Origin of the sequence: Nocardia sp. NPDC058705 (genome assembly GCF_042749305.1) — a bacterium.
GTDB lineage: Bacteria > Actinomycetota > Actinomycetes > Mycobacteriales > Mycobacteriaceae > Nocardia.
Genome location: NZ_JBHYRN010000001.1, coordinates 627,502 through 650,610, shown reverse-complemented (window position 1 = coordinate 650,610; position 23,109 = coordinate 627,502). Strand labels below are relative to the sequence as shown.

The following is a 23,109-nucleotide window of genomic DNA, read 5'->3' as shown; positions in this document are numbered from 1 at the left end:
ATCCGGCGGTCGTCGGCGCGGGGCGGGTAACGTCGGAGCTTATGAGCGCGCACACGAATGCCAGGTTTGCGGCGACGGTCTACGGCCAGCGGCTGGAGCGGGCGGTCGAATTGATGCGTGCGGCGCATCTGGACGCCCTGCTGATCACCCCCGGCCCCGACCTGCGGTATCTGATCGGTTCGGCCGCGGAGTCCTTCGAACGGCTCACCTGTCTGGTCATCTCCGCCGACGGGTCGACGCCCTCGGTGGTCGTTCCGAAACTCGAAGTGGCTTCCCTCGGCGATTCCGCGGCGGGCGAACTCGGCCTGCAGATCCTGGACTGGGTCGACGGCGTCGATCCGTACCAGCTCGTCCGCTCGACGCTGCACGCCGGATCCCGCATCGCCGTCGCCGACGCCATGCCCGCACTGCACCTGATCCCGCTCGCCGAATCGACGACCGGTCTGCCCGCCTCGGCGACGCCGGTGCTGCGCGAATCGCGAATGATCAAGGACGAGGCCGAGATCGACGCGTTGCGCCGGGCGGGCGCGGCCATCGACCGGGTGCACGCGCGGATGGGCGAATTCCTGCGGGCGGGTCGTACGGAGGCCGAGGTGGCCGCCGACATCACCGCCGCGATCATCGAGGAGGGCCATACCGAGGCGGCGTTCGTCATCGTCGGCAGCGGCCCCAACGGTGCCATCCCGCACCACGAGCACTCCGATCGCGTCATCGAGCAGGGCGACGTGGTCGTCATCGATATCGGTGGCCCGGTCGAACCCGGCTACTACTCCGATTCGACCCGCACCTACGCACTCGGTACCCCGAGCCCGGAGGTCGTAGAACAGATGGCGGTCCTCGAGGCCGCCCAGGCCGCGGCCGTGGCTGCGGTGCGGCCGGGGGTGAGCGCGGAGTCCATCGACGCCGCCGCCCGCACCGTGCTCACCGATGCAGGCCTCGGGGATGCCTTCATCCACCGCACCGGCCACGGCATCGGCCTGTCGGTGCACGAGGAGCCCTACATCATCGGGGGCAACGACCTGGTGCTCGAACCGGGCATGGCGTTCAGCATCGAACCGGGGATCTACTTCAGCGGTGAATGGGGTGCGCGAATCGAGGACATCGTGGTCGTCACCGAGAACGGTGTGGAGTCGATGAACAACCGGCCGCACGGTCTGACGGTGCTGTAAGCGCCTCGCGCACAGGCAATTCGGTGGTCGGCCCGCACGCTCGCTGCGGGTGGGCTGTAAAAGGGCCGGGTACAGGCGGCTTCATCGTGCGGATACACCAGGACAGCGCAGTGTTATTCGGGCGCAGGCGATTTCAGCGTGGCCGATGACAACACCCGGCGCACCTGGATCGCGACGACGACCCTGGTCGGGTTCTCGCGGGGCACCCGGTAACGCTCGGTGTAGCGGCGGACGGCCTCGGCCACATCGGCGCTGTCGTCGAGCACCGTCGCCGGTCCTTCGAGGGTGAGCCAGCGCGCCCCGTCGACCTGGCTCACCGCCGCATAGCCACCGCGTCCGGCATTGCGCGCCTTCACCGACGCGCCATCGGTGATCACCCGGGCGATCCCGCTCTCGGGATCCCAGGTGAATCCCACCGCGACCACGTGCGGGGTGCCGTCGGCGCGCAGGGTGGTGAGGGTGGCCAGGTGCCGCTCGGTGACGAACTCGAGGGCAGCGGGGGAGAGCTGTGCGGTGGCGGTCGGCATACGGAAACGCTAGTCGGTCGGCGAACGGCGGATTCCGCGGGTTTCGGCTACCGCGACCGGAGCGGCAGAGTCCGTCGGCCTCGCGTGGATCGCAGCCCGGATGCAGGTGTGCGGCCCGGTCGCCGGGAGTCAGCGGCGCATACGGGTGGTGGGCCGCTCTCGCTTCAACGAGATTCGAGGCGGGCGGCGGTAGAGGCCGCGACCGGACCCATCGGCCGGATGACAGACTGGCGGTATGGGAATGCAGCAGAACGACGGGCCGGTGCTGGTCCTGGGTGGGCGCAGTGAGATCGGCCTGGAAGTGGCGCGCAGGCTGGCACCCGGACGGGTGGTGATCCTGGCCGCGCGCCGGGCCGACGCCCTGGACACCGAGATCGAGCAGGTCCGCGCGGCGGGCGCGAGCGCGGTGCACACCGTGGAATTCGACGCCGACGAGACCGACACCCACGCCGCGCTGCTGGAGAAACTCGCCGCCGAACACGGTGGCATCGCGACCGCGGTGCTCGCCTTCGGTGTCCTCGGCGATCAGGACCGTGCCGAACACGACCCGGCGCACGCGGTGGCGGTCGTGCACACCGACTTCGTCGCCCAGGTCAGTGTCCTGACGACCCTGGCGAACCTGATGCGCGCGCAGGGGACCGGCCAGATCGTCGTCTTCAGCTCCATCGCAGGCGTGCGCGTGCGCCGGGCCAACTACGTCTACGGATCGGCCAAAGCGGGCTTGGACGGCTTCGCCAGCGGCCTCGGCGACGCCCTGCACGGCACCGGCGTCCAACTGCTGCTGGTGCGCTCGGGCTTCGTGATCGGCCGCATGACCACCGGCATGGAACCGGCCCCCATGGCCAGCACCCCCGACCAGGTCGCCGACGCCGTGGTCCGCAGCCTCGGCAAGGGCGCCACCCGAGTCGCCATCCCCGGTCGCCTGGCCCTTGCATTCTTCGTGATGCGCCTGCTCCCGCAATCTGTCTGGCGCCGGATGCCGCGGTGACCGAGCGGAACGGAATGTCCGCCGATGACGGCCGGATGTCGACTCCGGGCGTCCCCGGTGCGGTCGCTGGGCGGGGAGGGGCGGAAGCAGCGGCTGCGACAGGTGAGGTCGTTGGACTGTCCCGAGCGGCAGCACCGGCTGTGACCGGCGACCCGGTGATCGACGTCGGGGACTGGGCCGGTTACCCGATCGTGGTCGCCGGCATCGGGGCCGACGGTTGGTCGGGGCTGGGGGAGAGCGTCCGTCGCGCCATCGGCGAATGCGACGTGGTGTTCGGGTCCTCGCGTCAATTGGCGCTGCTCCCGCCCAGCGATAGCGAACGCGTGCCGTGGCCGACCCCGCTGCTGCCCGCACTACCGGAGTTGTTCGCGCGCAACGTCGATCGGCACATCGGGGTCCTCGCCAGCGGCGATCCCATGTTCTACGGCATCGGCGTCACCCTGGCCCGTCGGTTCGGCCCCTCGGTGCTGCGGGTGTTCCCACAACCTTCCTCGGCCTCGCTCGCCTGTGCCCGGCTCGGCTGGCCGCTGGCCGAAATTCCGGTGGTGAGCGTGGTTGCCCGGCCATTGCCCACCGTCCTGCCTGAATTGTCCGAAAATCGTCGGATTCTCGTCCTCAGCGAAGACGAGACAACGCCGAATCGGATCGCGGAGTTGCTGCGCGACAACGGTTTCGGCGCTTCGACCCTGACCGTTCTCGAACAACTCGGCGGCCCCGCCGAACAGCTGCGCACGGGCCCCGCGGCGACCTGGGACCACCCGCCTGCCGACCCGCTCAACATCGTCGCCATCGACTGCCGCGCCGATCCCGGCGCCCGCCGCGACACCCGCCTACCCGGACTGGCCGACACGGCCTTCGCCGGCGACGGCCAGCTCACCAAAGCCGAGGTCCGGGCCCTCACCGTCACCGCGCTCGCCCCCGCACCGGGGGAAATGCTGTGGGATATCGGCGGCGGCTCGGGCAGTATCGCCATCGAATGGTGCCGCACCCATCCGCTGTGCCGTGCCGTCACGTTCGAACGACTGCCAGCCCGGCGCGAACAAATCGCGACCAATATTACCGCCCTCGGGGTACCGGGAATCACGATTCGCGGCGAGGTGCGCTCAGAGTTAGCCGAGGAAAAGATCTCGGCGCCCGACGCCATTTTTCTCGGCGGCGGCCTCACCCAGGAGGGCATGTTCGAGCGCTGCTGGGAACGCCTGCGCCCCGGCGGGCGACTGGTCGCCAACGCGGTCACCGCGGAATCGGAAGCGCTGCTGCTCGACTGGTCTGCGCGGTTCGGTGGGGCCCTGCGCAAATTTCAGATCTACCGAGGCGAACCGCTCGGCACGTTCACGGCCTGGCGGCCACACTTGCCGGTCGCCCAGTGGGTGGTGCGAAAACCTGCTGGTCGACCGACCGGGGATCCGTAGCGCCGATCACGATCAGATCACGCGCAGATCACGGTGAATCCGTTCTCGCAGGGTCCGCGCGCCGAAAAAGTTTCGGAGGCGAACGTGTAGAACCATCCACTCGGGGGTAGGGTCGTTGCCGTTCCGGGTAATCCCCCCGGTTCGTTTTCCATGATGGAGAGTTACATGAAGTACTCGAAGTTCGATGGCGTTACCGCCCGGGCCGGTGCCGATGATTTCGGAGGGCTGTCCTGAGAGTTCTGATCCTCGGTGGCACCGGTGAAGCCAGGGAGTTGGCGCGCAGAGCGTCCGGCGAGCGTGGACTGGATATCGTGTCCTCCCTTGCCGGTCGGGTCGCCAATCCGCGGCTTCCGGTCGGTGCGGTCCGCGTGGGTGGGTTCGGTGGTGTCGAGGGCCTCCGAACCTGGCTACGCGAGAACGCGATCGATGCTGTCGTGGATGCGACCCATCCGTTCGCCGCGAAGGTGAGCGCGCATGCCGCCACTGCCGCGGCCGATCTGGACATTCCCGCGCTGCATCTGCGCCGCCCCGAGTGGGTGCAGCGGCGCGGTGACCTGTGGACCAGGGTGCCCGATCTCGCGTCGGCGGCCGCGGCCCTGACCGCGCGCGACGAACAAGTCCTGTTGACCATCGGCCGTCAAGGGGTCGGCGCGTTCGTCGGCTGCACCGGGCACGGTTTCGTCATCCGGTCCATCGACGCCCCCGAGGTCCCGCTGCCGCCGCGTTCCAAACTGCTGCTGGCGCGTGGGCCGTTCACCTTCGACGAGGAGCTCGTGCTGATGTCGCGTCACCGCATCGATGTGCTGGTCACCAAGAACAGTGGTGGCGAGCAGACCGAGGCGAAGATCTTCGCCGCGCGCACGGCGGGCTTGCCGGTGATCATGATCGACCGGCCGCCGCTGCCTCCGGGGGCGGTGACTGTCGCCGAGGTCGGTGACGCGATCGAGTGGCTGCACGAGGCCGCGTCGCACCGGGTGCGCTGAACCAGGTCAGTCGGGACGTGCGATGCCGAAATCCGCCGGTGGCGGGTTCGACGGCGTGAAGATCGTCGGCAGCTGGTCGAACCAGTGCAGGACGGCGCGCTCGTAGGCGATGCCGAATTCGAGGGTGGCGCGTTGGTGTGGCGCCAGCGCGGTCTCGTCTTCGTCGAGGTAGCGGTCGAGGCGGTCCTGGTGAATGTTCTTGTTGGCGGCGATGATCCGATCGCGATGCGCGGGGTCGAGATGTTCGCCGAACGACAACGTGAGCAGCAGCGGCACCCGGATGGTCTCGGCGCCGGGATCGCGGCTGATCCATTCGGCGAACGCCTCGCGCCCGATCTCGGTGATCCGATACGGCGTGCGCTCCCTGGCGCCGCGTTCCCCCTTGGTCACCAGGCCCGCGGCGTCCATGGTGGACAGTTCGCGATAGACCTGGCTCTGCGTGATCGTCCAGAAGTCGCCGATGCGTTGCTGGGCCTGCGTGGCCAGATCCCAGCCCGACTTCGGGCCCTCGTGCAGGAACCCGAGTAGCGAGGCCGCGGTGGAGTTCAGCGGGCGGCGTCGAGTCGCGGCTTCGGTCAACGGTCAGCTCCTTCGAACTACATTCCTCAGTGGAATGTTACGCCTGGCGGTGCGGTCCACCAAGAGTGGCAGGTTGCGGCGTGTTCGCCGGGAGCGGGGTGCGGCGGTGGTGCTCGCGCGCTGAGCGCCACCGCCGCGAGGATCGTCCCGTCAGGCCAGCGCCAGATTCACGACGGCGCCGTCGGTGAGTTCGTAGGACGCCAGCGTTCGGGAGTCCTCGAGCTTGACCTCGCTGTCGGTGACGAGCTGCTGCTCGGCCGCCGCGACGCCGGTCTGCTCCTCGATGAGGATCTTCAGATCCTCGACGGTGGCCGTGGCGTCGATGTCGACCGCGATGGGTTCGCCGTCGAGGCCGTTGACCGTCAGCGTGATGCTGGTGGCGCTGTCGGCCAGGGGTGATCCGGGCAGACCCGGCAGGCCGGGCAATCCGGGTGCGGCCGGTACCGCGGGTGCGGCCGGTGCGGCGGGTGCCGCTGGTAAGGCCGGCGCGGCGGGTGCCGCCGGTGCTTCGGGTGCCGCTGGTAGCGCCGGCGCTTGTGCCGAGGCGATGCCAGCGACGGGAACCGCCATGGCGGCGGCGATCAGGCCGACCGTCATGCCGCGCCGTAATCGGGTAGCGAGAGTGTGCTGTGCGTGGTGCTGAACTCTCATCGTGGTGAATCCTTTCATCGTCCTCGTGGGACGCGTTGGGGAATCGAACCAGGAACGAGCTGTCACGCTTGCGGGCGAACCCGCGGAACCAGTGTGCCACCGCACGCCGGTATCGCCGGGCCCCGCGACCCCGTGGGTAGTCGAGAGTCGCGGCCGCGTGGGCCGACCGGCCGAGTCTTCGGGCCTACGCGGACCCGTACCTGCGCGAAGTAAAAACCCGGGTGCCTTCCGGCGTGTCGAAGACGGTGGTGGTGGAGGCGCCGATGATCAGCAGCGTGCGCATGTCGACCTCGTCGGGATCGAGTTCGCCGAGGGTGGTCACCCGGACCGATTCGGTCGTCCCGCCCACGTCGCGACCCAGCACGACCGGGGTGCTCGGCTTGCGGTGCTCGAGCAGGACGTCGCGCATCGCGCCGACCTGCCAGCGCCGTTGCGAGGAGGCGGGGTTGTAGATGGCGACCGCCATGTCGGCTGCCGCGACCGCCGAAAGACGTTGGGCGACAACCTCCCAGGGCTTGAGGCGATCCGACAGCGAGATCATCGCGTAGTCGTGCCCGAGCGGCGCGCCGACCCGGCTCGCGACGGCGTTGGCGGCGGTCATTCCGGGCAGCACCCGCACCGGAACATCCTTGAACTGCGGTTCGGCCGACACTTCGAGAACGGCCGCGGCCATGGCGAAGACGCCCGGGTCACCGGAGGAGATGACCGCGACGCGAGCACCCCGCTTGGCCAGATCGAGTGCCATCGCGGCCCGCTCGGATTCGACCTTGTTGTCGCTGGCGTGCCTGCGCTGGCCCGCCCGCTCGGGGACGCGGTTGATGTAGGTGGTGTAGCCCACGAGGTCGGTTGCCTCGGCGAGCGCGGCGGTGACCTGCGGCGTGGTCCAGTCGGCGTCGCCCGGGCCGAGTCCGACGACCACGACTTCGCCTGGTGCGACGAAGGATTCGGACGTGACTTGGGCGATACTCCCGTCGGTATCCGGTGCCGCGCCGGTATCGGCCGAGTTGGTCGGCGTTACCGCGCGACCCGTCGAGTCGCCGGACGTGGCTACGGCGGTGGTCGTCCGGCGCGGAGCCACGGCAGCGTGATCCGCGGTCGGCGTTGCCCGATCAACGGTGTCGCGAGCCGGGATCGGCGTGGTCGGTGTCGGGCCGGGTACGAGGGTGATCGAGAAATACGGCACGTCGGCCTCGTCGACATCGGCGGCGGCGAGGACCCGTTGACGGGTGCTGCTCGCGCGTTCGACATAGTAGGCGTCGGCCAGTCGGCCGGAGTCCGAGAGTGCCTGGCGCACACCGGGAAACGTGCGTCCCAGCTTCATGATGGCGGCGGCCTCGGTGTTGCGCAGTCGCTCGGTAAGTTCCTCGACGGGCATCGTGCCGGGCAGCACCGTCAGCACTTGCTCGCCCTCGACCAGCGGTGTCCCCAGCGCTGCCGAAGCCGCACTGACAGAGGTGATCCCGGGAACGATCTCGGCGTCGAACCGATCGGCCAACCGGCGGTGCATGTGCATATAGGAGGAGTAGAACAGCGGATCACCGGCGGCGAGCAGCGCGACAGTACGCCCTGCGGCCAGGTGGGTGGCCAGTCGCGCGGCGGCCTGCTCGTAGAACTCGTCGATCGCACCCTGGTATCCGCCGGGATGGTCGGTGGTCTCCACCGTCACCGGGTAGACCAGGTGCTCCTCGAGCTGACCCTCGCGCAGATACGGTTCGGCAATGGCGCGCGAGATGCTGCGCCCGTGCTTGGCGCTGTGGAACGCCACCACGTCGGCGGCGGTGATGAGGCGCGCCGCCTTCACAGTGACCAGTTCCGGATCGCCAGGGCCGAGGCCGATACCCCACAGTTTGCCGGTGCTGATCTCACTCACTCCTGTTCGCTCGCAATAGCATTCAGTGCCGACGCGGTGATCGCGCTCCCGCCGCGGCGACCGCGCACGGTGAGATATTCGATTCCGCCGAACTCGATCAGCGCCTGCTTGGATTCGGCGGCCCCGATGAACCCGACCGGGATGCCGATGATCGCGGCGGGTCTCGGCGCGCCTGCGTCGAGCATGTCGAGCAGGTGGAACAGCGCGGTCGGCGCGTTGCCGATGGCCACCACCGCGCCGTCGAGCTGGTCGCGCAGCAGTTCCAGCGCCGCCACCGACCGGGTGTTGCCCAGTTGTGCGGCGAGGTCGGGCACGCGCGGGTCTTTGAGATTGCACAGCACCGCGTTGTCGGCGGGCAGGCGCTTGCGGGTCACACCCGAGGCGACCATGTTGGCATCGCAGATGATCGGCTTGCCCGCGTGCAGGGCGGCGCGCGCGGCGGCGACCACACCGGGGGAGTAGGCGATATCGGCGGCCAGGTCGACCTGCCCGCAACCGTGGATCATCCGCACCGCCACCCGCTCGACATCGGCGGGGAAACCGGCGAGATCCGCTTCGGCGCGGATCGTCGCGAACGAGCGCCGATAGATCTCGGCCCCGTCGGTGAGGTAGCTGGCACGCACGTCGGACATGCCGACAACCCTAGAACCTGGGTCTGACGTGGTCTCGCGCGGCTCAGGTGCGGGGGCGTTCGAGAATGCGCGACATCACCAGCGAACTGCGGGTGCGCCCGACCCTGGCGTTCTCCCTGATCCGTTCGACGGTCACCTCGATCTCGGCCATATCGGTGGCCATCACGTGCACCAGCGCGTCGGCCTCACCCGCGATCGTCCACACGCCGACGACCTGCGGAATAGGTTCAAGGGTGCGGCGTAGCTCGGCCGGGGAGATGTTGTCGCGGTAGTAGACCTCGACGTAGGCCTCGGTCGTCCAGCCGAGCGCGGCCGGGTTGACCTGGGCGGTGAATCCGGTGATCTGGCCGCTCGCGACCATCTTGTCGACCCGCCGTTTCACCGCGGGCGCGGACAGTCCGACCACCGAGCCGATCTCCTGGAACGAGGCTCGGGCGCGGACGAGCAGTTCGGCGAGAATGCGGCGATCGATATCGTCCATGTTCGTTCCCCTTCTCGATGGCGCAACGATCATCCATTCTCGCACCAGAATGCACAACGAATAGGTGTTACCCGTGCAATGGACAGGCGATTACGGTCGTGGAAACCGTCCGCGCAGCCGCCAGGAGTCCTGATGACCGCCGCCAGCCCGCTTCGCACATCAGCGTCCGCGCCGCATGTACCAGCGTTCACGCCGCACGCACCCGCGCGGACCGCTTCATCGCGCCGCTACGTGCTGTGCCGTCCCGATCACTTCGACGTCACCTACGCGATCAACCCGTGGATGGATCCGGCCGCGCCCGTAGATCGGGCACGCGCACTCGCCCAGTGGGAGATCCTGCGCGCCACCCTCGAAGCGCACGGCCACACGGTCGAAACAGTGCCAGGCGAACCCGGTCTGCCGGATATGGTCTTCGCCGCCAACAGCGGCATCGTGATCGGCGGACACGCCCTCTCGGCCCGCTTCGCCCACCCCGAACGCGCCGCCGAGGGCCCCGCCTTCCACCGTTGGTTCGCCGCCCGCGAACTGCGCGAGCTGACCACCGCGGCCGAAACCAATGAGGGCGAGGGCGATTTCGCGTTCGCCGGGCAAAGGATTCTGGCCGGTGTCGGGTTCCGCTGCTCGCTTTCGGCGCACGCGGAGGTCGAGCGGTTCTTCGGGATCCCGGTCGTGTCCCTCGAACTGGTCGACCCGCGCTTCTACCACCTCGACACCGCGCTCATGGTCCTCGACGACGCGACCATCGCCTATTACCCGGCGGCATTCAGCCCCGCCGCCCGCGAGGTGTTGACCGCGCTCTACCCGGACGCGATCCTCGCCGACGACAACGACGCGGTTTCCTTCGGTTTGAACGGACTCAGCGACGGCCGACACGCCTTCCTCGACCCCGGCGCCACCGGCCTCATCGCCCAGCTGCGCGAGCGCGGATTCGTCCCCGTTCCGGTCGACATGTCCGAACTGCGCAAGGGCGGCGGCGGCGTGAAATGCTGCGTGCTCGAGCTGCACACCCGCCGCGACACGACCGCCGGGTAGCCCGACCAGCACGTCATCCGCCCACATACTGGGCGGATGGTGACTCCTGCGCACTCCACCGAAGAGCGGCGCGCCAGTTGGACCGAGCTGTTCTTCGACCTTGTCGCCGTGGCGGGCATCGGCCAGCTCACCCACCTGCTGCACCGCGGGCCCTCGTTGCGCGAGTTCGGTCTGTATGTGGTGCTCTACCTTGCCTTTTGGGTGGTGTGGGCGTGCGTCACCGTGTACAGCAATGTCGCCGGCGAGCAGGCCCGCACCACCATGGTGTTCGGCTGCATGTTCGGTCTGTGCGTGATGATGGCCGCCGTCGGTGGTGCGCCCGACGAGCACATGAACGTCTTCGCCGCGATCTATCTGCTGGTGCGGGTGGCGTCGTCGATGGCGTGGCGGCGCGGTCAGATCGTGGTGGACTGGCCGATCGCGCAGATCGGCGCGGGCACGGTGCCGTGGCTGGTCTCGCTGTGGGTGCCCGCGCCGTGGAAATTCGTCCTATGGGCGGTGGGTCTGGCGATCGACCTGTGGATCATGTTCGCCGTCGACTCCGAACGGATGATGGTCGATGCCGAACGGAAGGTGCGGGCCCGATTGCGCCGCGGCCCGGGTCGGAAATCGCGTGAGGTGACGCCGCCGAAACTGCAAGCGCTGCGGGCCGACGCGCCGCACTTGGGGGAACGGCTCGGCCAGTACCTGATCATCGTGCTCGGCGAGGGCGTGATCTCGGTGATCGCGGCGATTTCGGTGGAGGAATGGACGCTGTCGGTGTGCGTCATCGGGGCGGGGGCGTTCCTGTGCCTGATCGCGATGTGGGCGCTGACCTTGCGCTTCGGGTTCGTGCCGCGCCTGATGGGGGAGGCCGGGGAATCGGTCGGACTGCCCTATCAGCGGGTGATGGCCGTGCACTGCGCGATCAGCGGTGCGATCGCGACGGTCGCGGGCGGGTTGGGCCTGGTCGCCGCCCACCCGTCGGGGCATCTGCCTGTCGGGCTCGGCTGGGTGCTCGGCGGTGGCCTCGCCGCGTTCTTCCTGGTGTGCGGCCTCGGCGGAGTGCGTAGCGCCGGAGCGCGATGGTTGCTGCGATGGCCGGTGCCGTGCCTGGCGGTCGCCCTCGTGCTCGGCTGGGCGGCGCCGCATATCGGCGGGATGTGGTTGGTGCTCGGGGTGATGGTCACCCTCGCGGCCGCCGTGGTTTCCGAGACCTCACGCACCACCGAAGGCCGCTGAACAACCGCGCTACGCGCACACTTTCCGCGGAATCGGTCGGAATTTCGACCGAAGGAGGTGTTTGTGTGCGCGTAGCGCGGTGGGGCTCACTCGTACTCGGTGCCGCCGTCGCGCAACAGGTACCCGGCGGAGACGATCTTGCCGATCGCCCGCCCACCGAGAACCGGCGACTGCCGCTCGACGGCGGGCCGAACCACCAGTCCCTCACGGATATTGGTGCCCGAGCCGCTGACCGTCTCGGTGCCCTCGGCGAGCTCCATCAACAACTCCGCGTCGTAGGCGCCCTCGTAGAGCACCGGGACTCGGGGCAGGGTGAGGCCGAGATCGTCGAGCAGGGCGGTGATCTCGTGATGGCCGAGCCAGCGCACCGGCTGCCCACCCGCGTCCACCGCGATGTCGAACAGGCCGAACCCGAGCGAGGTGTCGTGCGCGGCGGACGCACCGTAGTGCAGGTCCTGCACGCCGGCGCCGTACACCTCACCGAAGAAGCCGACGCGGTCGGCGTCGAGCGCGGCGGCGAGCTTGCGGACGGCCTCGTCGAGCCCGTGCGCGCGAACGGCCCGCCAGTACAGGTTGCGGTCGGCCGCGGTCAGCGACAGCGAACGACCACCGACGCCCTTGGACGACACCAGGATTCGGTCACCGTCGCGCACATAGGTGAGCAGGCAGGCGGTGCCGTGGATCTTCTCTGTCGCCACCACCGGCTCCCCGGCGCTGAAGATGTCGGGGAACCGCTTGATGTTCTCCACGTCGACCCACGGCAACAGATCCGGCGCCGACTCGACTTGTCCCGACATCGAAACCGGCACCGGTGGAACCCATTTCACGATTCCGAGCGACTCAGCGAAATCGGTGCGGTCGTCCGCGGCCACCGCGAGATCCACCCCGTCGAGCGCGCTCGGCGTGCACACGATGCCCTGCGAGATCTCCCCGCGCAGTCGCACCGCCTTCACCCGATTGTGCAGCGAACCGGCGAGTTTCCCGGTCAACCCCAACTCGTCGATCAGCGCGTCGGGCAACACCGACTGCTCCGGAATGTAGACCGCGAAATCCCCGGTCGTGTACCGCCCCTTCGCGACGACGGCCCGATACAACCCGACCTGGGCCAACTCGAGCCGATCGGCATTCGGATGCGGAACAACGACGAGCCGCTCGGCAGTCACCTGCAATGTGGACATGGAAAACCCCCTCGTAGTGAGAAGGCAAGAGTACGAAAGGATCCCGGAATCGTCGATCGAGTTTCGCCTGCTCCGCGCAGGTCAGGGTGTGGTCGTCGGAGCGTCGGTGTCGACGCGGTAGCCGTGCTCGGTGGCGACGACATCGGTCACGGGTCCGCGGGGGCGACCGCAGCGGCGCTCACACCCCGACCAGTGCTGGCGACCTGCCACGGTGACGGCTTCGGCCGCGACGAGTTCGTCGGGCACCGGACCCTCGCAAGCAGCGGTCGCGGTGACGTTCTCGGGATCGGCCGGTGCGGTGGTGTGCTCGGTCGGCCGCTCGAGTGTCGCCGCGGCAGCGGTCGCCTCGGGCAGAACGCGATCGGATTCGACGGCGGCGGCCAAGTCGGCGCGGACGTCGGTGTGGGATTTGGCGCAGCCGGGGCGTCCGGCGCAGGCGCTGACCTGGAGCCAGGGGGAGTTCGCGTCGAAGATCAGGCCCAGCGGGGCGAGTACGCGGACGACGGTTTCGGCGGGGCCCTCGTCGAGGTCGGTGATCACCAGGCTGCGCCACGGGGTGACGAAGACGGGGCGTTCGACGGCGGCGAGGAATTCGGTGGTCCTGGCCGAGAGGGTGCCGAGTGGTACTGCGGCGCCGAGGGTGACCAAGCCGTTGTCCTGGTCGAGCCAGCCGATCGGAATATCGTGTGCCGCACCGAGTTCGAGAGGTTCGCCGACGGGGGAGCGGTCCAGCGTCTCGACTACCGACTCGACACCGCCCGCGATCTCGTGCAGCCGCCACTGGCCGGTGTCGCTGGTTCCGCGCAGGTCGAGGAAGCCGCGCGCCGCGTCGAGCATGACCTCGACCGCCTCGCCCGCGGTGACCCGAAGCCCGGTATCGGAGCCGGCGAGGAGCAGCGCGAACTCGTTGTCGCCGACGGCGTGAATGCCGATGTCGCCGTGCAGGGTGCTCACATCGCCGCGACCGTCGTCGAGGGTGAACAGCACTCGGCCGGGCAGCTCGCCCAGTCGCGGATCGGCCAACAGCCCGGCGTCGAGGTCGACCGCCAGACCCCGCACATCGGCGAAACCGCCGATTCGCCCGGACAGCGGCGAGGCCACGATATTGCGGACCCGCTCATGGGTCTGGCTCGGCAACAACCCAGCCGTACCCAATCGCAGGGCGAGTTCGGAGGCGTCACGCACCTGCCTGAGCTGGATGTTGCCGCGCGAGGTCAGCTCGAGATTGCCGTTGCCCAGGTCGCGCGCCGCATCCGCGAGGGTCTGCAACTGCGCCGATTCGAGCCGGCCACCGGGCACGCGGATCCGCGCCAACGGCCCGTCGGCGGCTTGGTGCAACCGCAGCACTCCGGGGCAAGAATCGGGCGCACTCCTGGTCATGAGCCCAGCCTACGACGCACCCGCCACTGCGCGTACCAGCCGTCATCCGGCCCAGCCCGTTGGGCGCGCGGAGGCAGACCGACTCGCGATGGTGGGGACTTGCCGACGCGGCGAGTCCCGACTCGCTGCTGGCGGGACGAAGCCCAACCTGGCGTGCAAGGGGTTGCGGACGTGCCAGGGCCCGGCCCGAAGCGGTGGGTTGCCGACGTGACGAGCGCAACTCGCGTGACTGCTCGTTTCGGGGGTAGTCGCCTAGGGTGAGTGGCGGATCCTTCGCCGGCCGAGTACTGACAAGGAGAGTCGCCGCATGTTGCGTGAATTCGTGGACAAGCGTGTAGTTCCAGCCCTCGACAGGGTCGCGAAAGCGCAGGCACCGGTCGTGAATCGGTACGTCGACTGGCTCGGCAGCAGGCATCCCGACGACGCGCCGGTGGAGATCGTGCGGCGGCTGTCGCGCCAGTACCTGGTCGTCGTCACCGCCAGTGGTGTCACCGTCGGGCTCACCGCCGCGGTACCCGGCGTCGGCACACTGATCGGCCTGGCCGCGACCGGTGTCGACACACTCGTGTTCCTCGAAGCGTCGTCGGTGCTGTCGGTCGGCGCCGCCGCCGCGTACGGGCTCGACCCCGAGGACCCGCGGCAGGCGCACCTGGTATCGAAGGTGGTGCTCGGCGAAGCGGGCACGAGGGTGCTCGACGAGACCGCGGGGCACAAGACCGGTCAGTGGCTCTCCGTCGTCACCGACCACATCCCAGGTCTGTCGTCCATGCCCGACTCGCCTGCCAAGCGCTTCATCGTGAACTACCTGGTCAAACGAGGTCTGTTGCTGTTCGGCACCCTAATCCCCGCCGGTATCGGCGCGGTGATCGGCGGCGTCGGCAACAACGCCCTCGGCCAACTGGTGATCGCGAACGTGTATCGCAACCTGGGCACGGGATCCCCGGAAATGGTCGCCGCGGGTACCGACCGCCCCACGACTTGACCTTCGACCAACTCGAACCCCGAGGATGAATCGGTGCCCGACACCGAGCTGATCACCATCGGAGCGTTCGCCCGCGCCTGCGGCCTGAGCGCCAGCGCCCTGCGCTTCTACGCCGACGCGGGAGTCCTGACCCCCGCCGTCATCGACGAGGCCACCGGCTACCGCTACTACGCCCCCGACCAGTCCGCCCCGGCCCGTCTCCTGCGCCACCTCCGCGCCGTCGACATGCCGCTGCCCGCGGTCACCGCCCTCCTCACCGAACCCGACCCCCTCCGCGCGATCGCTCTACTCGACCACCACCTCACCGACCTGGACCGCCACCAGGCCACGATCCGCACCGCCGCGACAGCTGCGCGCGCCGCACTCCTCACCCTGCACGGATCGGAGTCCGAACTCAGCGGCGGGAGTAGCGATCAGGGTGCCGCCGCGACTGCCACCCGCGACGCTCGCCTCGCTTCGCATGGATCGGATTCCGAACCCGGGAGCGGGGGTAGCGATCAGGGCGCAGCGCGACTCGATTGCTCGGCCGATGGCCGTTCGATGGGCGCCTCGGCAGTCACCGCATCGCCGGTCGCCATGGCGCGCAACGCAGAGCACAGGTTCGAGGGTGCACCGAGAACTCATCGCGACGACTTGTGGGTGAGCGGACCGGCGCTGGCGGCTGCGATCGACCAGGTCGCGACCGCTACCGTCGCCGACCCGGCCATGCGGGTGCTCGACACGATCCTGTTCGAGGCGAATACGCAGGAATTGATCCTCACCGCCACGGACCGCTACCGGCTGGCCACCAGGACCTTGCGTCCGACCCGCCCCGCCGTGACCCCGTGGACGGCCACGATCGACGCCGAGGATCTCCGCTCAGCGGTCTCCTGGTTGCGCCGCCAATACTCCGTGGCCATCGCACCGACGCCGGACGGTATCGAGTTCGCCACGGCCGCTGAGGATTCCGATGCCAGCTCGGTCGCTGCTCGAGGTGGCGGGATAGCCGGCAGCGTGAACAGCGAGTTCGGCGCGGCCCCCGACGCCCGCCACTGCCGTTGTTCGGCCGAGGACTTCCCCGACTACCGGGCGATGCTGGCAGCGCTCCCGCCGGTCCGCACCAGAGTCGTGCTCGCCCGCGCGGATCTGCTCGACGCGCTCGAAAACGCCAGCGCGCCAACGGTGGCCCTGCGAATGTTCCCACCGAGCACTGTGATCGTCACACCAGGCGGCAGCGTACCGCGACAGGACGACCGGCTCGCCGACGTGCACGATACGGGCGGCGAACGAGTCACGTCCGGTGCGTCGATGCCGGACGGGCTTGGCCCGAGCGGCGCACCACGTAGTGCGGGCGGCGCCACCGGCACGGCGGCCTCGGAGCGGTACGCGAACCCTGAGAAACCTCTGGTTCAGGTAACCGAGCGAGCCCTGCCCGCAACGATCACCGGCCCGTCGATGACGCTCCACTTCACCGTCACCACCCTCTACCCAGCCGCCGCGGGCGCTGTCGGTCCCGACGTGATGCTCGACCTCATCGCCTCGGACCTGCCCGTCCTGGTCCGCTCCGCCGACGACGGCGCACTGTCGACGCTGACCATGCCATGCGAACCCGCCCGATGAACCTCCGCTGACCCGAGCGGTTCGCGCCACGCCACCTCATCATCGGCAGACCCGCCCATTCGAGTCCGCCACCTTCGGCGACCCGTCGATGTCGTCAACACCATGCCCACCCGAACTCGCCGAGGAGACCCCGATGACCACCGCCGACCCGATCATGACCCGAATCACCCAGGGCGTCACCGACTTCCGCACCGGTGAGGTTGACCGCGCCCGCACCGCCTTGCTCGAAACCTGGGCCGATATCGGCGTCACCGGCGACCCCCTGCACCGCTGCACCCTCGCCCACTACCTGGCCGACACCTACGACGACCCGGCCGAAGCTCTCGTTTGGGACGTCCGCGCCCTCGACGCCGCCGACGCCCTTACCGACACCCGCTTGAACGACCACCACGCGGGCCTCCAGGTGGCCGGCTTCTACCCCTCCCTGCACCTGAACCTCGCCGACAACTTCCGCCGTCTCGGCGCCTTCCCCGCCGCCACCCGACACATCGAAGCCGCCCGGGAACGCCTGCACACCCTCGGCGACGACGACTACGGCGACACCATCCGCCGCGCCCTCACCGAAGTCGCCACCGCAGTCACCGTCGGGGACACCACCAGACGTCCCACCCACTGACGACGGCGGCCTGGATGCGGGTGACCGACCGAGCAGATCAAGATCACCAGGCTCTGGTGGTTTTTCCTTCTCTGGTGGATTCAGTCGGCCGATGCCGCCACCAGGGCCTGGTGATCACCTGTCCAGCAGTGGGTACGGGCTGGAAAGTTGCGGGCGGGACGGGCCCAGTAGCATCGACATGCTCGGCGGGTGACGAGGAAACCGGTGGAAATCCGGTGCGGTCGCGCCACTGTGAACAGCCAGACCCTCTCCGGCGAGCACCGCAACCTGCGATGGGCGCGTAACCCGAGGAAGGTCTCACCCTGTGATCCTGCTGCTGTCCACCTCCGACACCGATCTCCTGAGCGCCCGTGCAAGCGGCGCCGAGTACCGCTGGGGCAATCCCGCCCGGCTGCTCGTGGAGGACCTGCCGGAGCTGCTCGACGGCGCTGATCTGGTGATCGTGCGGATCCTCGGCGGCAAGCGCGCCTGGGAAGAGGGCTTGGACGCGATCCGGGCAAGCGGGGTGCCGATGGTGGCGCTGGGTGGTGAGATCGCGCCCGACGCGGAGCTGATGGAATGCTCGACCGTGCCGGTCGGTGTCGCGGCCGACGCGCACAACTACCTCGCCGCGGGGGGCGCCGAGAACCTGCTGCAGCTGCACAATTTCCTGTCCGACACCGTGCTGCTCACCGGCCACGGTTTCGAACCGCCCGCCCAACTGCCCACCTGGGGTGAACTCGACCGGTCCGCGCGCATCCTCGAACCGCACGCCCCGACCGTCGCCGTCGTCTACTACCGCGCCCAGCACCTGGCGGGCAACACCGCCTACATCGAGGCGCTGTGCAAGGCGATCGAAGCCAAGGGCGCGCGGCCGTTGCCGGTCTACGCGGCCTCGCTGCGCACCGCCGAACCCGAACTCCTCACCCTGCTCGGCCGCGCCGACGCCCTCGTGGTGACCGTGCTCGCCGCCGGTGGCAGCAAGCCCGCGACAGCCTCGGCCGGTGGTGACGACGAGGCATGGGACGTGGCCGCGCTCGCCGCCCTGGACGTGCCGATTCTGCAGGGCCTGTGCCTGACCAGCGGTCGCGCGCAGTGGGAGGCCAACGACGACGGCCTGTCGCCGCTCGATGTGGCGACCCAGGTGGCGGTGCCCGAGTTCGACGGCCGCATCATCACGGTCCCGTTCTCCTTCAAGGAGTTCGACGCCGACGGCCTGTCCGCGTACGTCCCCGACGCGGAACGCTGCGCCCGGGTCGCCGGTATCGCCGTGCGGCACGCTCGCCTTCGCCACATCCCGGCCGCGGACAAGCGGATCGCGATCATGCTCTCGGCCTACCCGACCAAGCACGCCCGCATCGGCAATGCCGTCGGCCTCGACACCCCCGCCAGCGCGATCCGGCTGCTCACCGAATTGCGCGCCGCCGGTTACGATCTCGGCGACATCAACGAGATCCCGGGGCTGGTCGAGCGCGACGGCGACGCACTGATCCACGCGTTGATCGCCGCAGGCGGCCAGGATCCCGAGTGGTTGAGCGCGGAACAGTTGGAGGGCAACCCGATTCGCATCGGCGCCACCACCTACACCCGCTGGTTCGAATCCCTGCCCGAAGACCTCCGAGAAGCCGTCGTCGAGGCATGGGGACCGCCGCCGGGCGAACTCTACGTCGACCGGTCGGCCGACCCCAAGGGTGAAATCGTCATCGCCGCACTGCGTTTCGGCAATGTGGTGCTGATGGTGCAGCCGCCTCGCGGCTTCGGCGAGAACCCCGTCGCGATCTACCACGACCCGGACCTGCCGCCCAGCCACCACTACCTCGCCGCCTACCGCTGGCTGTCCGCGCCCGACGGTTTCGGCGCCGACGCGATGGTGCACCTGGGCAAGCACGGCAACCTGGAATGGTTGCCCGGCAAGACAATCGGCATGTCCGCTTCCTGCGGCACCGACGCCGCACTGGGCGATCTGCCGCTGATCTACCCCTTCCTGGTCAACGACCCCGGCGAGGGCACCCAGGCCAAGCGCCGCGCCCACGCCACCCTGGTCGACCACCTGATCCCGCCGATGGCACGCGCCGAAACCTACGGCGACATCTCCCGCCTGGAGCAGCTGCTCGACGAGCACGCCAACATCTCCGCCCTCGACCCGGCCAAACTGCCCGCCATCCGCCAGCAGATCTGGACCCTGATGCGCGCGGCCAAGATGGACCACGACCTCGGCCTCGCCGAACGCCCCGAAGAAGACGTCTTCGACGACATGCTCCTGCACGTCGACGGCTGGCTGTGCGAGATCAAGGACGTCCAGATCCGCGACGGCCTGCACATCCTCGGCCAGGCACCCGAGGGCGACATGGAACTCGACCTGGTCCTGGCGATGCTGCGCGCCCGCCAGCTGTGGGGCGGCGAACAGAACGTGCCCGGCCTGCGAGAAGCGTTGGGGCTCAGCGAAGCCGGTGACGAATCCCGCGAACGCGTCGACGTGGTGGAGAGCCGCGCCCGCGAACTGCTCGGCGCGCTGCAGGCGACGGACTGGTCGGTGGACGCGGTCGACACCTTGGTCGACGACTACGCCACCGCGATTGTCGCTGGGGGAGTGGATGATTCGTCACCGTCGGCAACCGTGTCGACGGATGCGACAGGCGACGCTGCCGAATCGGTGACCAGTGCCGCCGACGCAACCTCCGCGACGATCGCAGTCGACGCTCCAGCAGCGACCCCTGCCGCCTCCCCGGCCACGGTCGGTGCGGCTGCCGCAAACGAGCCGGGCGGGGTTGCCGCGAACGCAGCGGGCGAGGTTGCCGCGAACTCGGACGCCGCCCCGACGGATTCCGGCGCCGCGCCAGACCTCAGCGCAACCACCACGGCGGGCAGTGTTGCCGTGAGCGGGCGCCTGGCAGCGGTCAAGACCGTATTGCGTTTCGCCGCAACCGAAGTCGTGCCCCGCCTGCGCGAAACCAGCATCGAGATCACCCGCATCCTGCACGCGCTCAACGGCGGTTTCATCCCCGCGGGCCCCAGCGGTTCGCCCCTGCGCGGCCTGATCAACGTCCTGCCCACCGGCCGCAACTTCTACTCCGTCGACCCCAAGGCTGTCCCGTCGCGACTGGCCTGGGAGACCGGCCAGGCGATGGCGGAATCGCTGCTGGCCCGCTACCTGGCCGATCACGGTGAGTACCCGAAGTCGGTGGGCCTGTCGGTGTGGGGCACCTCGGCGATGCGCACCTCGGGCGACGACATCGCGGAAGTCTTCGCCCTGCTCGGTGTTCGCCCGGTCTGGGACGAGGCGAGCCGCCGCGTCACCTCCCTCGAGGTGATCTCCCTCGACGAACTCGCCCGCCCCCGCATCGACGTCACCGTCCGCATCTCCGGCTTCTTCCGCGACGCCTTCCCGCACGTCCTCGCCCTCCTGGACGACGCGGTCCGCCTCGTCGCTGACCTCGATGAGCCCGCCGAGTCGAATTACATTCGCGCACACGCCCAGTCGGACCTGGCCGAACACGGCGACACCCGCCGCGCCACCACTCGCATCTTCGGCTCCAAGCCCGGCACCTACGGCGCGGGCCTGCTCCAGCTCATCGACTCCAAGAGCTGGCGCACCGACGACGACCTCGCGCAGGTCTACACCACCTGGGGCGGCTACGCCTACGGCCGCGACCTCGACGGCGCCCCCGCCGCCGACGACATGCGCACTGCCTACAAGCGCATCGCGGTGGCGGCCAAGAACACCGACACCCGCGAACACGACATCGCCGACTCCGACGACTACTTCCAGTACCACGGCGGCATGGTCGCCACCGTGCGCGCGCTGACCGGTAAGAACCCCGAGGCCTACATCGGCGACTCCACCCGCCCCGACGCCGTGCGCACCCGCACCCTCTCCGAGGAAACCGCCCGCGTCTTCCGTGCCCGCGTGGTGAACCCGCGCTGGCTGGAGGCGATGCGCCGCCACGGCTACAAGGGCGCCTTCGAAATGGCAGCCACCGTCGACTACCTCTTCGGCTACGACGCCACCACCAATGTTGTCGCCGACTGGATGTACGAAAAGCTCTCCGAGAGTTACGTGTTCGACGATGTGAACCGCAAGTTCATGGAGCAGTCCAACCCGTGGGCCCTGCACGGCATCGCCGAACGCCTCCTCGAAGCCGCCGAGCGCAAGCTGTGGGAGCACCCGGAACAGGAAACCCTCGACAAACTGCGCCAGGTCTACCTCGAAACCGAGGGCGAACTGGAGTAGTCCGCCGCCGCGGCCTGCAGGAGAATCCGGTCACGGTAGATCCGCAGCGCCGCGATCACGGCGAACACCGCGGTGAGCAGGCCGAACAGGACACGCACCCAAGTGCCACCCCGATCTCCTGGACCGCATAGATGGTCGCGAGCGCGGCGTCGAGTTTTCGCAAGGCATTCTCCTCATCAGGTCTGCCATCGACGCTAGGCTGCCGTCGGCTCCCCCGAACATCCGGCAGTGGCCCTGAATTCAGGTCAGGCAACCCGCCCAGTTCCCGCGTCTCGAATCGGCCGCAAAGGGCCGGACTTGCAGCAAAATTGCAACACGTTCTAATGTGAGGTGTGCCGCCGCGATCCCGCCCGGTGCCCGCCGAGAAAGGGGCACGATGAGTACCTCCCCTGGCTATTTCACGCAGGCGGACGGCAGCTACACGCCGACGCGGTATTCGCTGAGTCTGTGGGCGCCCAGCACGCTGTCCGGGCCACCCGTGTGCGGGTTGATGGCGCGCGAAGTCGAAGCAGGGTACTGCACCGGCGGGTTCGTCCCGGCGCGATTCACGGTCGACCTGCACCGTCCGGTCCCGGCTGTGCTGCTGACGATCGCCAGCGAACTCGTGCGCGACGGCAACCGGGTCCGCTCGGTGACCATCCTCGTGCGTGCCGACGGCGAGATCGTCGCCCGCGGCAGCGCGCTGTTGCTGAAACGTTCCACCCAGCCGCCGGGCGAGGTCTGGCGCCCCGACCGGGATCGCCCGCTGCCGCCCCCGAACATACTCGCCACCATCGACGAGAAGATGCACCTGTTCGGCAGTGACGGGCACGGCTGGTCGGCGAATATGACCGAACACCAGAACGACACCCGCAAACGCAAGTGGGTGCGCAATATCCCGGTCGTCGCGGGGGAGAAATCGTCCCCGTTCTGCTACGCCGCGATGACCGGCGAGCAGACCAGCCTGGTCACCAACTGGGGCACCGAGGGCATCGGTTTCATCAACACCGACGTGTCGATCACCTTCTCCCGCATGCCGATCGGTGACGAGATGGGCCTCGAGGCCGAAACTCACCTCAGCGACGACGGGATCGCCGCAGGCGCCGCGGTGCTCTACGACGAGCAGGGCGCGTTCGGCATCTGCACGACCACCGCCCTGGCCAACGAGCGCAGACAGATCCGCGGCGATGTCATCGACGAGCTGTCGGAGTCGTTCGCAGCGGAGGCGATCAGGTAACCGCGAGTCCGGTGAACGCCATCGCCACGGTCGCCCCACACAGGACCGCGCCGGCCGTCGTGGTGGTCAGCAGATAGCCCCAGGCGATGGAGCGGGCGACCGGCAGTAGCGACAGCAGCAGCGCGGGCGTCAACAGCGCGGCCAGCGTCAAAGCCCAGCTGAGCCAATACGAGGTCGCGATCGGCTCGATCCGCGCGAACGAGATGGTCTGCGGAACCGGCACCTTCCAGGCGTTCTGCACCGCGAATGTCGCAGGCACCAACACGAAGACGGCGACGAACAACCCCGCCGACACACCCCACCCCGACCGCCACCGATACGGCACCATCGACCCACACCTTCCCTGCCACGCCACAACCACCGCGCCCCATGCTGCCTCGAGC

At 69.0% G+C, this 23,109-nt stretch carries 21 protein-coding genes and 1 riboswitch; of the genes, 11 read left to right on the top strand and 10 right to left on the bottom strand.

From position 1 onward, the window contains the following. The first annotated feature begins 41 nt into the window (after window positions 1-41). The gene (locus tag ACFW6D_RS02855) at window positions 42-1,169 is read left to right on the top strand and encodes a M24 family metallopeptidase (protein WP_379324100.1); all 1,128 of its coding nucleotides are present in this window, start codon (window positions 42-44) and stop codon (window positions 1,167-1,169) included. A 113-nt stretch (window positions 1,170-1,282) separates the two neighbouring features. Here the strand turns inward: ACFW6D_RS02855 and ACFW6D_RS02850 are convergent, their stop codons facing one another. After that, the gene (locus ACFW6D_RS02850) at window positions 1,283-1,696 is read right to left on the bottom strand and encodes a PPOX class F420-dependent oxidoreductase (RefSeq protein ID WP_379324098.1); all 414 of its coding nucleotides are present in this window, start codon (window positions 1,694-1,696) and stop codon (window positions 1,283-1,285) included. 235 nt (window positions 1,697-1,931) lie between these two features. Here ACFW6D_RS02850 and ACFW6D_RS02845 point away from each other — a divergent pair, with 235 nt between their 5' ends. The 3 genes from ACFW6D_RS02845 (at window position 1,932) to ACFW6D_RS02835 (ending at window position 5,079) form a co-directional block, all read left to right on the top strand. After that, entirely contained in the window at window positions 1,932-2,684 is a 753-nt protein-coding gene (locus tag ACFW6D_RS02845; protein ID WP_379324096.1) for an SDR family NAD(P)-dependent oxidoreductase, read from the top strand. Further along, complete coding sequence (gene cbiE, locus ACFW6D_RS02840) at window positions 2,681-4,096, top strand: precorrin-6y C5,15-methyltransferase (decarboxylating) subunit CbiE (RefSeq protein WP_379324094.1); 1,416 nt, start codon at window positions 2,681-2,683, stop codon at window positions 4,094-4,096. Before ACFW6D_RS02845 ends, cbiE begins: the two co-directional genes overlap by 4 nt. Window positions 4,097-4,326: 230 nt before the next feature. Continuing rightward, the gene (locus tag ACFW6D_RS02835; RefSeq protein ID WP_379324239.1) at window positions 4,327-5,079 is read left to right on the top strand and encodes a cobalt-precorrin-6A reductase; all 753 of its coding nucleotides are present in this window, start codon (window positions 4,327-4,329) and stop codon (window positions 5,077-5,079) included. 6 nt (window positions 5,080-5,085) lie between these two features. Here ACFW6D_RS02835 and ACFW6D_RS02830 read toward each other — a convergent pair whose 3' ends face one another. The 5 genes from ACFW6D_RS02830 to ACFW6D_RS02810 all read right to left on the bottom strand — a co-directional run bounded on the left by ACFW6D_RS02830 (window position 5,086) and on the right by ACFW6D_RS02810 (window position 9,292). Continuing rightward, the gene (locus ACFW6D_RS02830; protein WP_379324092.1) at window positions 5,086-5,658 is read right to left on the bottom strand and encodes a PadR family transcriptional regulator; all 573 of its coding nucleotides are present in this window, start codon (window positions 5,656-5,658) and stop codon (window positions 5,086-5,088) included. Between the two features lie 150 nt (window positions 5,659-5,808). Beyond that, window positions 5,809-6,309 carry a ubiquitin-like domain-containing protein gene (locus ACFW6D_RS02825; RefSeq protein WP_379324090.1) on the bottom strand — a complete coding sequence of 167 codons (501 nt, stop codon included), beginning with the start codon at window positions 6,307-6,309 and terminating at the stop codon, window positions 5,809-5,811. A 184-nt stretch (window positions 6,310-6,493) separates the two neighbouring features. Next, complete coding sequence (gene cobJ, locus ACFW6D_RS02820) at window positions 6,494-8,170, bottom strand: precorrin-3B C(17)-methyltransferase (RefSeq protein WP_379324237.1); 1,677 nt, start codon at window positions 8,168-8,170, stop codon at window positions 6,494-6,496. Window positions 8,171-8,175: 5 nt separating this feature from the next. Next, window positions 8,176-8,811: a precorrin-8X methylmutase gene (locus tag ACFW6D_RS02815; RefSeq protein WP_379324088.1), complete on the bottom strand. Its 636-nt coding sequence runs from the start codon at window positions 8,809-8,811 to the stop codon at window positions 8,176-8,178. Between the two features lie 43 nt (window positions 8,812-8,854). Then, window positions 8,855-9,292 carry an Lrp/AsnC family transcriptional regulator gene (locus ACFW6D_RS02810; RefSeq protein ID WP_379230499.1) on the bottom strand — a complete coding sequence of 146 codons (438 nt, stop codon included), beginning with the start codon at window positions 9,290-9,292 and terminating at the stop codon, window positions 8,855-8,857. 132 nt (window positions 9,293-9,424) lie between these two features. On the opposite strand from ACFW6D_RS02810, the gene ddaH reads away from it, so the two are divergent. Together ddaH and ACFW6D_RS02800 are read left to right on the top strand one after the other, a co-directional pair. Further along, complete coding sequence (gene ddaH, locus ACFW6D_RS02805; protein WP_379324086.1) at window positions 9,425-10,324, top strand: dimethylargininase; 900 nt, start codon at window positions 9,425-9,427, stop codon at window positions 10,322-10,324. Window positions 10,325-10,360: 36 nt separating this feature from the next. Then, the gene (locus ACFW6D_RS02800) at window positions 10,361-11,545 is read left to right on the top strand and encodes a low temperature requirement protein A (protein ID WP_379324084.1); all 1,185 of its coding nucleotides are present in this window, start codon (window positions 10,361-10,363) and stop codon (window positions 11,543-11,545) included. Window positions 11,546-11,631: 86 nt separating this feature from the next. Here the strand turns inward: ACFW6D_RS02800 and ACFW6D_RS02795 are convergent, their stop codons facing one another. Continuing rightward, window positions 11,632-12,723 carry an RNA ligase (ATP) gene (locus ACFW6D_RS02795; RefSeq protein WP_379324082.1) on the bottom strand — a complete coding sequence of 364 codons (1,092 nt, stop codon included), beginning with the start codon at window positions 12,721-12,723 and terminating at the stop codon, window positions 11,632-11,634. 81 nt (window positions 12,724-12,804) lie between these two features. After that, on the bottom strand, window positions 12,805-14,103 hold the full coding sequence (cobG, locus tag ACFW6D_RS02790) for a precorrin-3B synthase (protein ID WP_379324080.1): 1,299 nt from the start codon (window positions 14,101-14,103) through the stop codon (window positions 12,805-12,807). A gap of 307 nt (window positions 14,104-14,410) precedes the next feature. On the opposite strand from cobG, the gene ACFW6D_RS02785 reads away from it, so the two are divergent. The 4 genes from ACFW6D_RS02785 to cobN all read left to right on the top strand — a co-directional run bounded on the left by ACFW6D_RS02785 (window position 14,411) and on the right by cobN (window position 21,510). After that, on the top strand, window positions 14,411-15,085 hold the full coding sequence (locus tag ACFW6D_RS02785) for a hypothetical protein (protein WP_379324078.1): 675 nt from the start codon (window positions 14,411-14,413) through the stop codon (window positions 15,083-15,085). Window positions 15,086-15,118: 33 nt separating this feature from the next. Continuing rightward, on the top strand, window positions 15,119-16,684 hold the full coding sequence (locus ACFW6D_RS02780; protein ID WP_379324076.1) for a MerR family transcriptional regulator: 1,566 nt from the start codon (window positions 15,119-15,121) through the stop codon (window positions 16,682-16,684). A 133-nt stretch (window positions 16,685-16,817) separates the two neighbouring features. Then, window positions 16,818-17,300 carry a hypothetical protein gene (locus ACFW6D_RS02775; RefSeq protein WP_379324074.1) on the top strand — a complete coding sequence of 161 codons (483 nt, stop codon included), beginning with the start codon at window positions 16,818-16,820 and terminating at the stop codon, window positions 17,298-17,300. Window positions 17,301-17,442: 142 nt separating this feature from the next. Next, window positions 17,443-17,570, top strand: a riboswitch (cobalamin riboswitch). A 34-nt stretch (window positions 17,571-17,604) separates the two neighbouring features. Next, window positions 17,605-21,510, top strand: coding sequence for a cobaltochelatase subunit CobN (gene cobN, locus ACFW6D_RS02770; RefSeq protein ID WP_379324072.1), 3,906 nt, complete (start codon window positions 17,605-17,607; stop codon window positions 21,508-21,510). On the opposite strand, the gene ACFW6D_RS02765 is transcribed toward cobN, so the two are convergent. Continuing rightward, window positions 21,480-21,608: a hypothetical protein gene (locus ACFW6D_RS02765; protein ID WP_379324070.1), complete on the bottom strand. Its 129-nt coding sequence runs from the start codon at window positions 21,606-21,608 to the stop codon at window positions 21,480-21,482. The genes cobN and ACFW6D_RS02765 overlap by 31 nt on opposite strands. A gap of 278 nt (window positions 21,609-21,886) precedes the next feature. On the opposite strand from ACFW6D_RS02765, the gene ACFW6D_RS02760 reads away from it, so the two are divergent. Further along, on the top strand, window positions 21,887-22,726 hold the full coding sequence (locus tag ACFW6D_RS02760) for an acyl-CoA thioesterase domain-containing protein (RefSeq protein ID WP_379324068.1): 840 nt from the start codon (window positions 21,887-21,889) through the stop codon (window positions 22,724-22,726). Here the strand turns inward: ACFW6D_RS02760 and ACFW6D_RS02755 are convergent. Next, complete coding sequence (locus ACFW6D_RS02755; RefSeq protein WP_379324066.1) at window positions 22,719-23,054, bottom strand: hypothetical protein; 336 nt, start codon at window positions 23,052-23,054, stop codon at window positions 22,719-22,721. The genes ACFW6D_RS02760 and ACFW6D_RS02755 overlap by 8 nt on opposite strands. Between the last annotated feature and the right edge of the window lie 55 nt (window positions 23,055-23,109).

Coding starts and splice junctions, on each gene's coding strand:
- ACFW6D_RS02760 (WP_379324068.1), top strand. CDS start 21,887: ATGAGTACCTCCCCTGGCTATTTCACGCAGGCGGACGGCAGCTACACG.
- ACFW6D_RS02845 (WP_379324096.1), top strand. CDS start 1,932: ATGGGAATGCAGCAGAACGACGGGCCGGTGCTGGTCCTGGGTGGGCGC.
- ACFW6D_RS02815 (WP_379324088.1), bottom strand. CDS start 8,811: ATGTCCGACGTGCGTGCCAGCTACCTCACCGACGGGGCCGAGATCTAT.
- ACFW6D_RS02800 (WP_379324084.1), top strand. CDS start 10,361: ATGGTGACTCCTGCGCACTCCACCGAAGAGCGGCGCGCCAGTTGGACC.
- ACFW6D_RS02855 (WP_379324100.1), top strand. CDS start 42: ATGAGCGCGCACACGAATGCCAGGTTTGCGGCGACGGTCTACGGCCAG.
- ACFW6D_RS02785 (WP_379324078.1), top strand. CDS start 14,411: ATGTTGCGTGAATTCGTGGACAAGCGTGTAGTTCCAGCCCTCGACAGG.
- ACFW6D_RS02850 (WP_379324098.1), bottom strand. CDS start 1,696: ATGCCGACCGCCACCGCACAGCTCTCCCCCGCTGCCCTCGAGTTCGTC.
- ACFW6D_RS02755 (WP_379324066.1), bottom strand. CDS start 23,054: ATGGTGCCGTATCGGTGGCGGTCGGGGTGGGGTGTGTCGGCGGGGTTG.
- ACFW6D_RS02775 (WP_379324074.1), top strand. CDS start 16,818: ATGACCACCGCCGACCCGATCATGACCCGAATCACCCAGGGCGTCACC.
- ACFW6D_RS02825 (WP_379324090.1), bottom strand. CDS start 6,309: ATGAGAGTTCAGCACCACGCACAGCACACTCTCGCTACCCGATTACGG.
- ACFW6D_RS02795 (WP_379324082.1), bottom strand. CDS start 12,723: ATGTCCACATTGCAGGTGACTGCCGAGCGGCTCGTCGTTGTTCCGCAT.
- ACFW6D_RS02810 (WP_379230499.1), bottom strand. CDS start 9,292: ATGGACGATATCGATCGCCGCATTCTCGCCGAACTGCTCGTCCGCGCC.
- ddaH (WP_379324086.1), top strand. CDS start 9,425: ATGACCGCCGCCAGCCCGCTTCGCACATCAGCGTCCGCGCCGCATGTA.
- cobG (WP_379324080.1), bottom strand. CDS start 14,103: ATGACCAGGAGTGCGCCCGATTCTTGCCCCGGAGTGCTGCGGTTGCAC.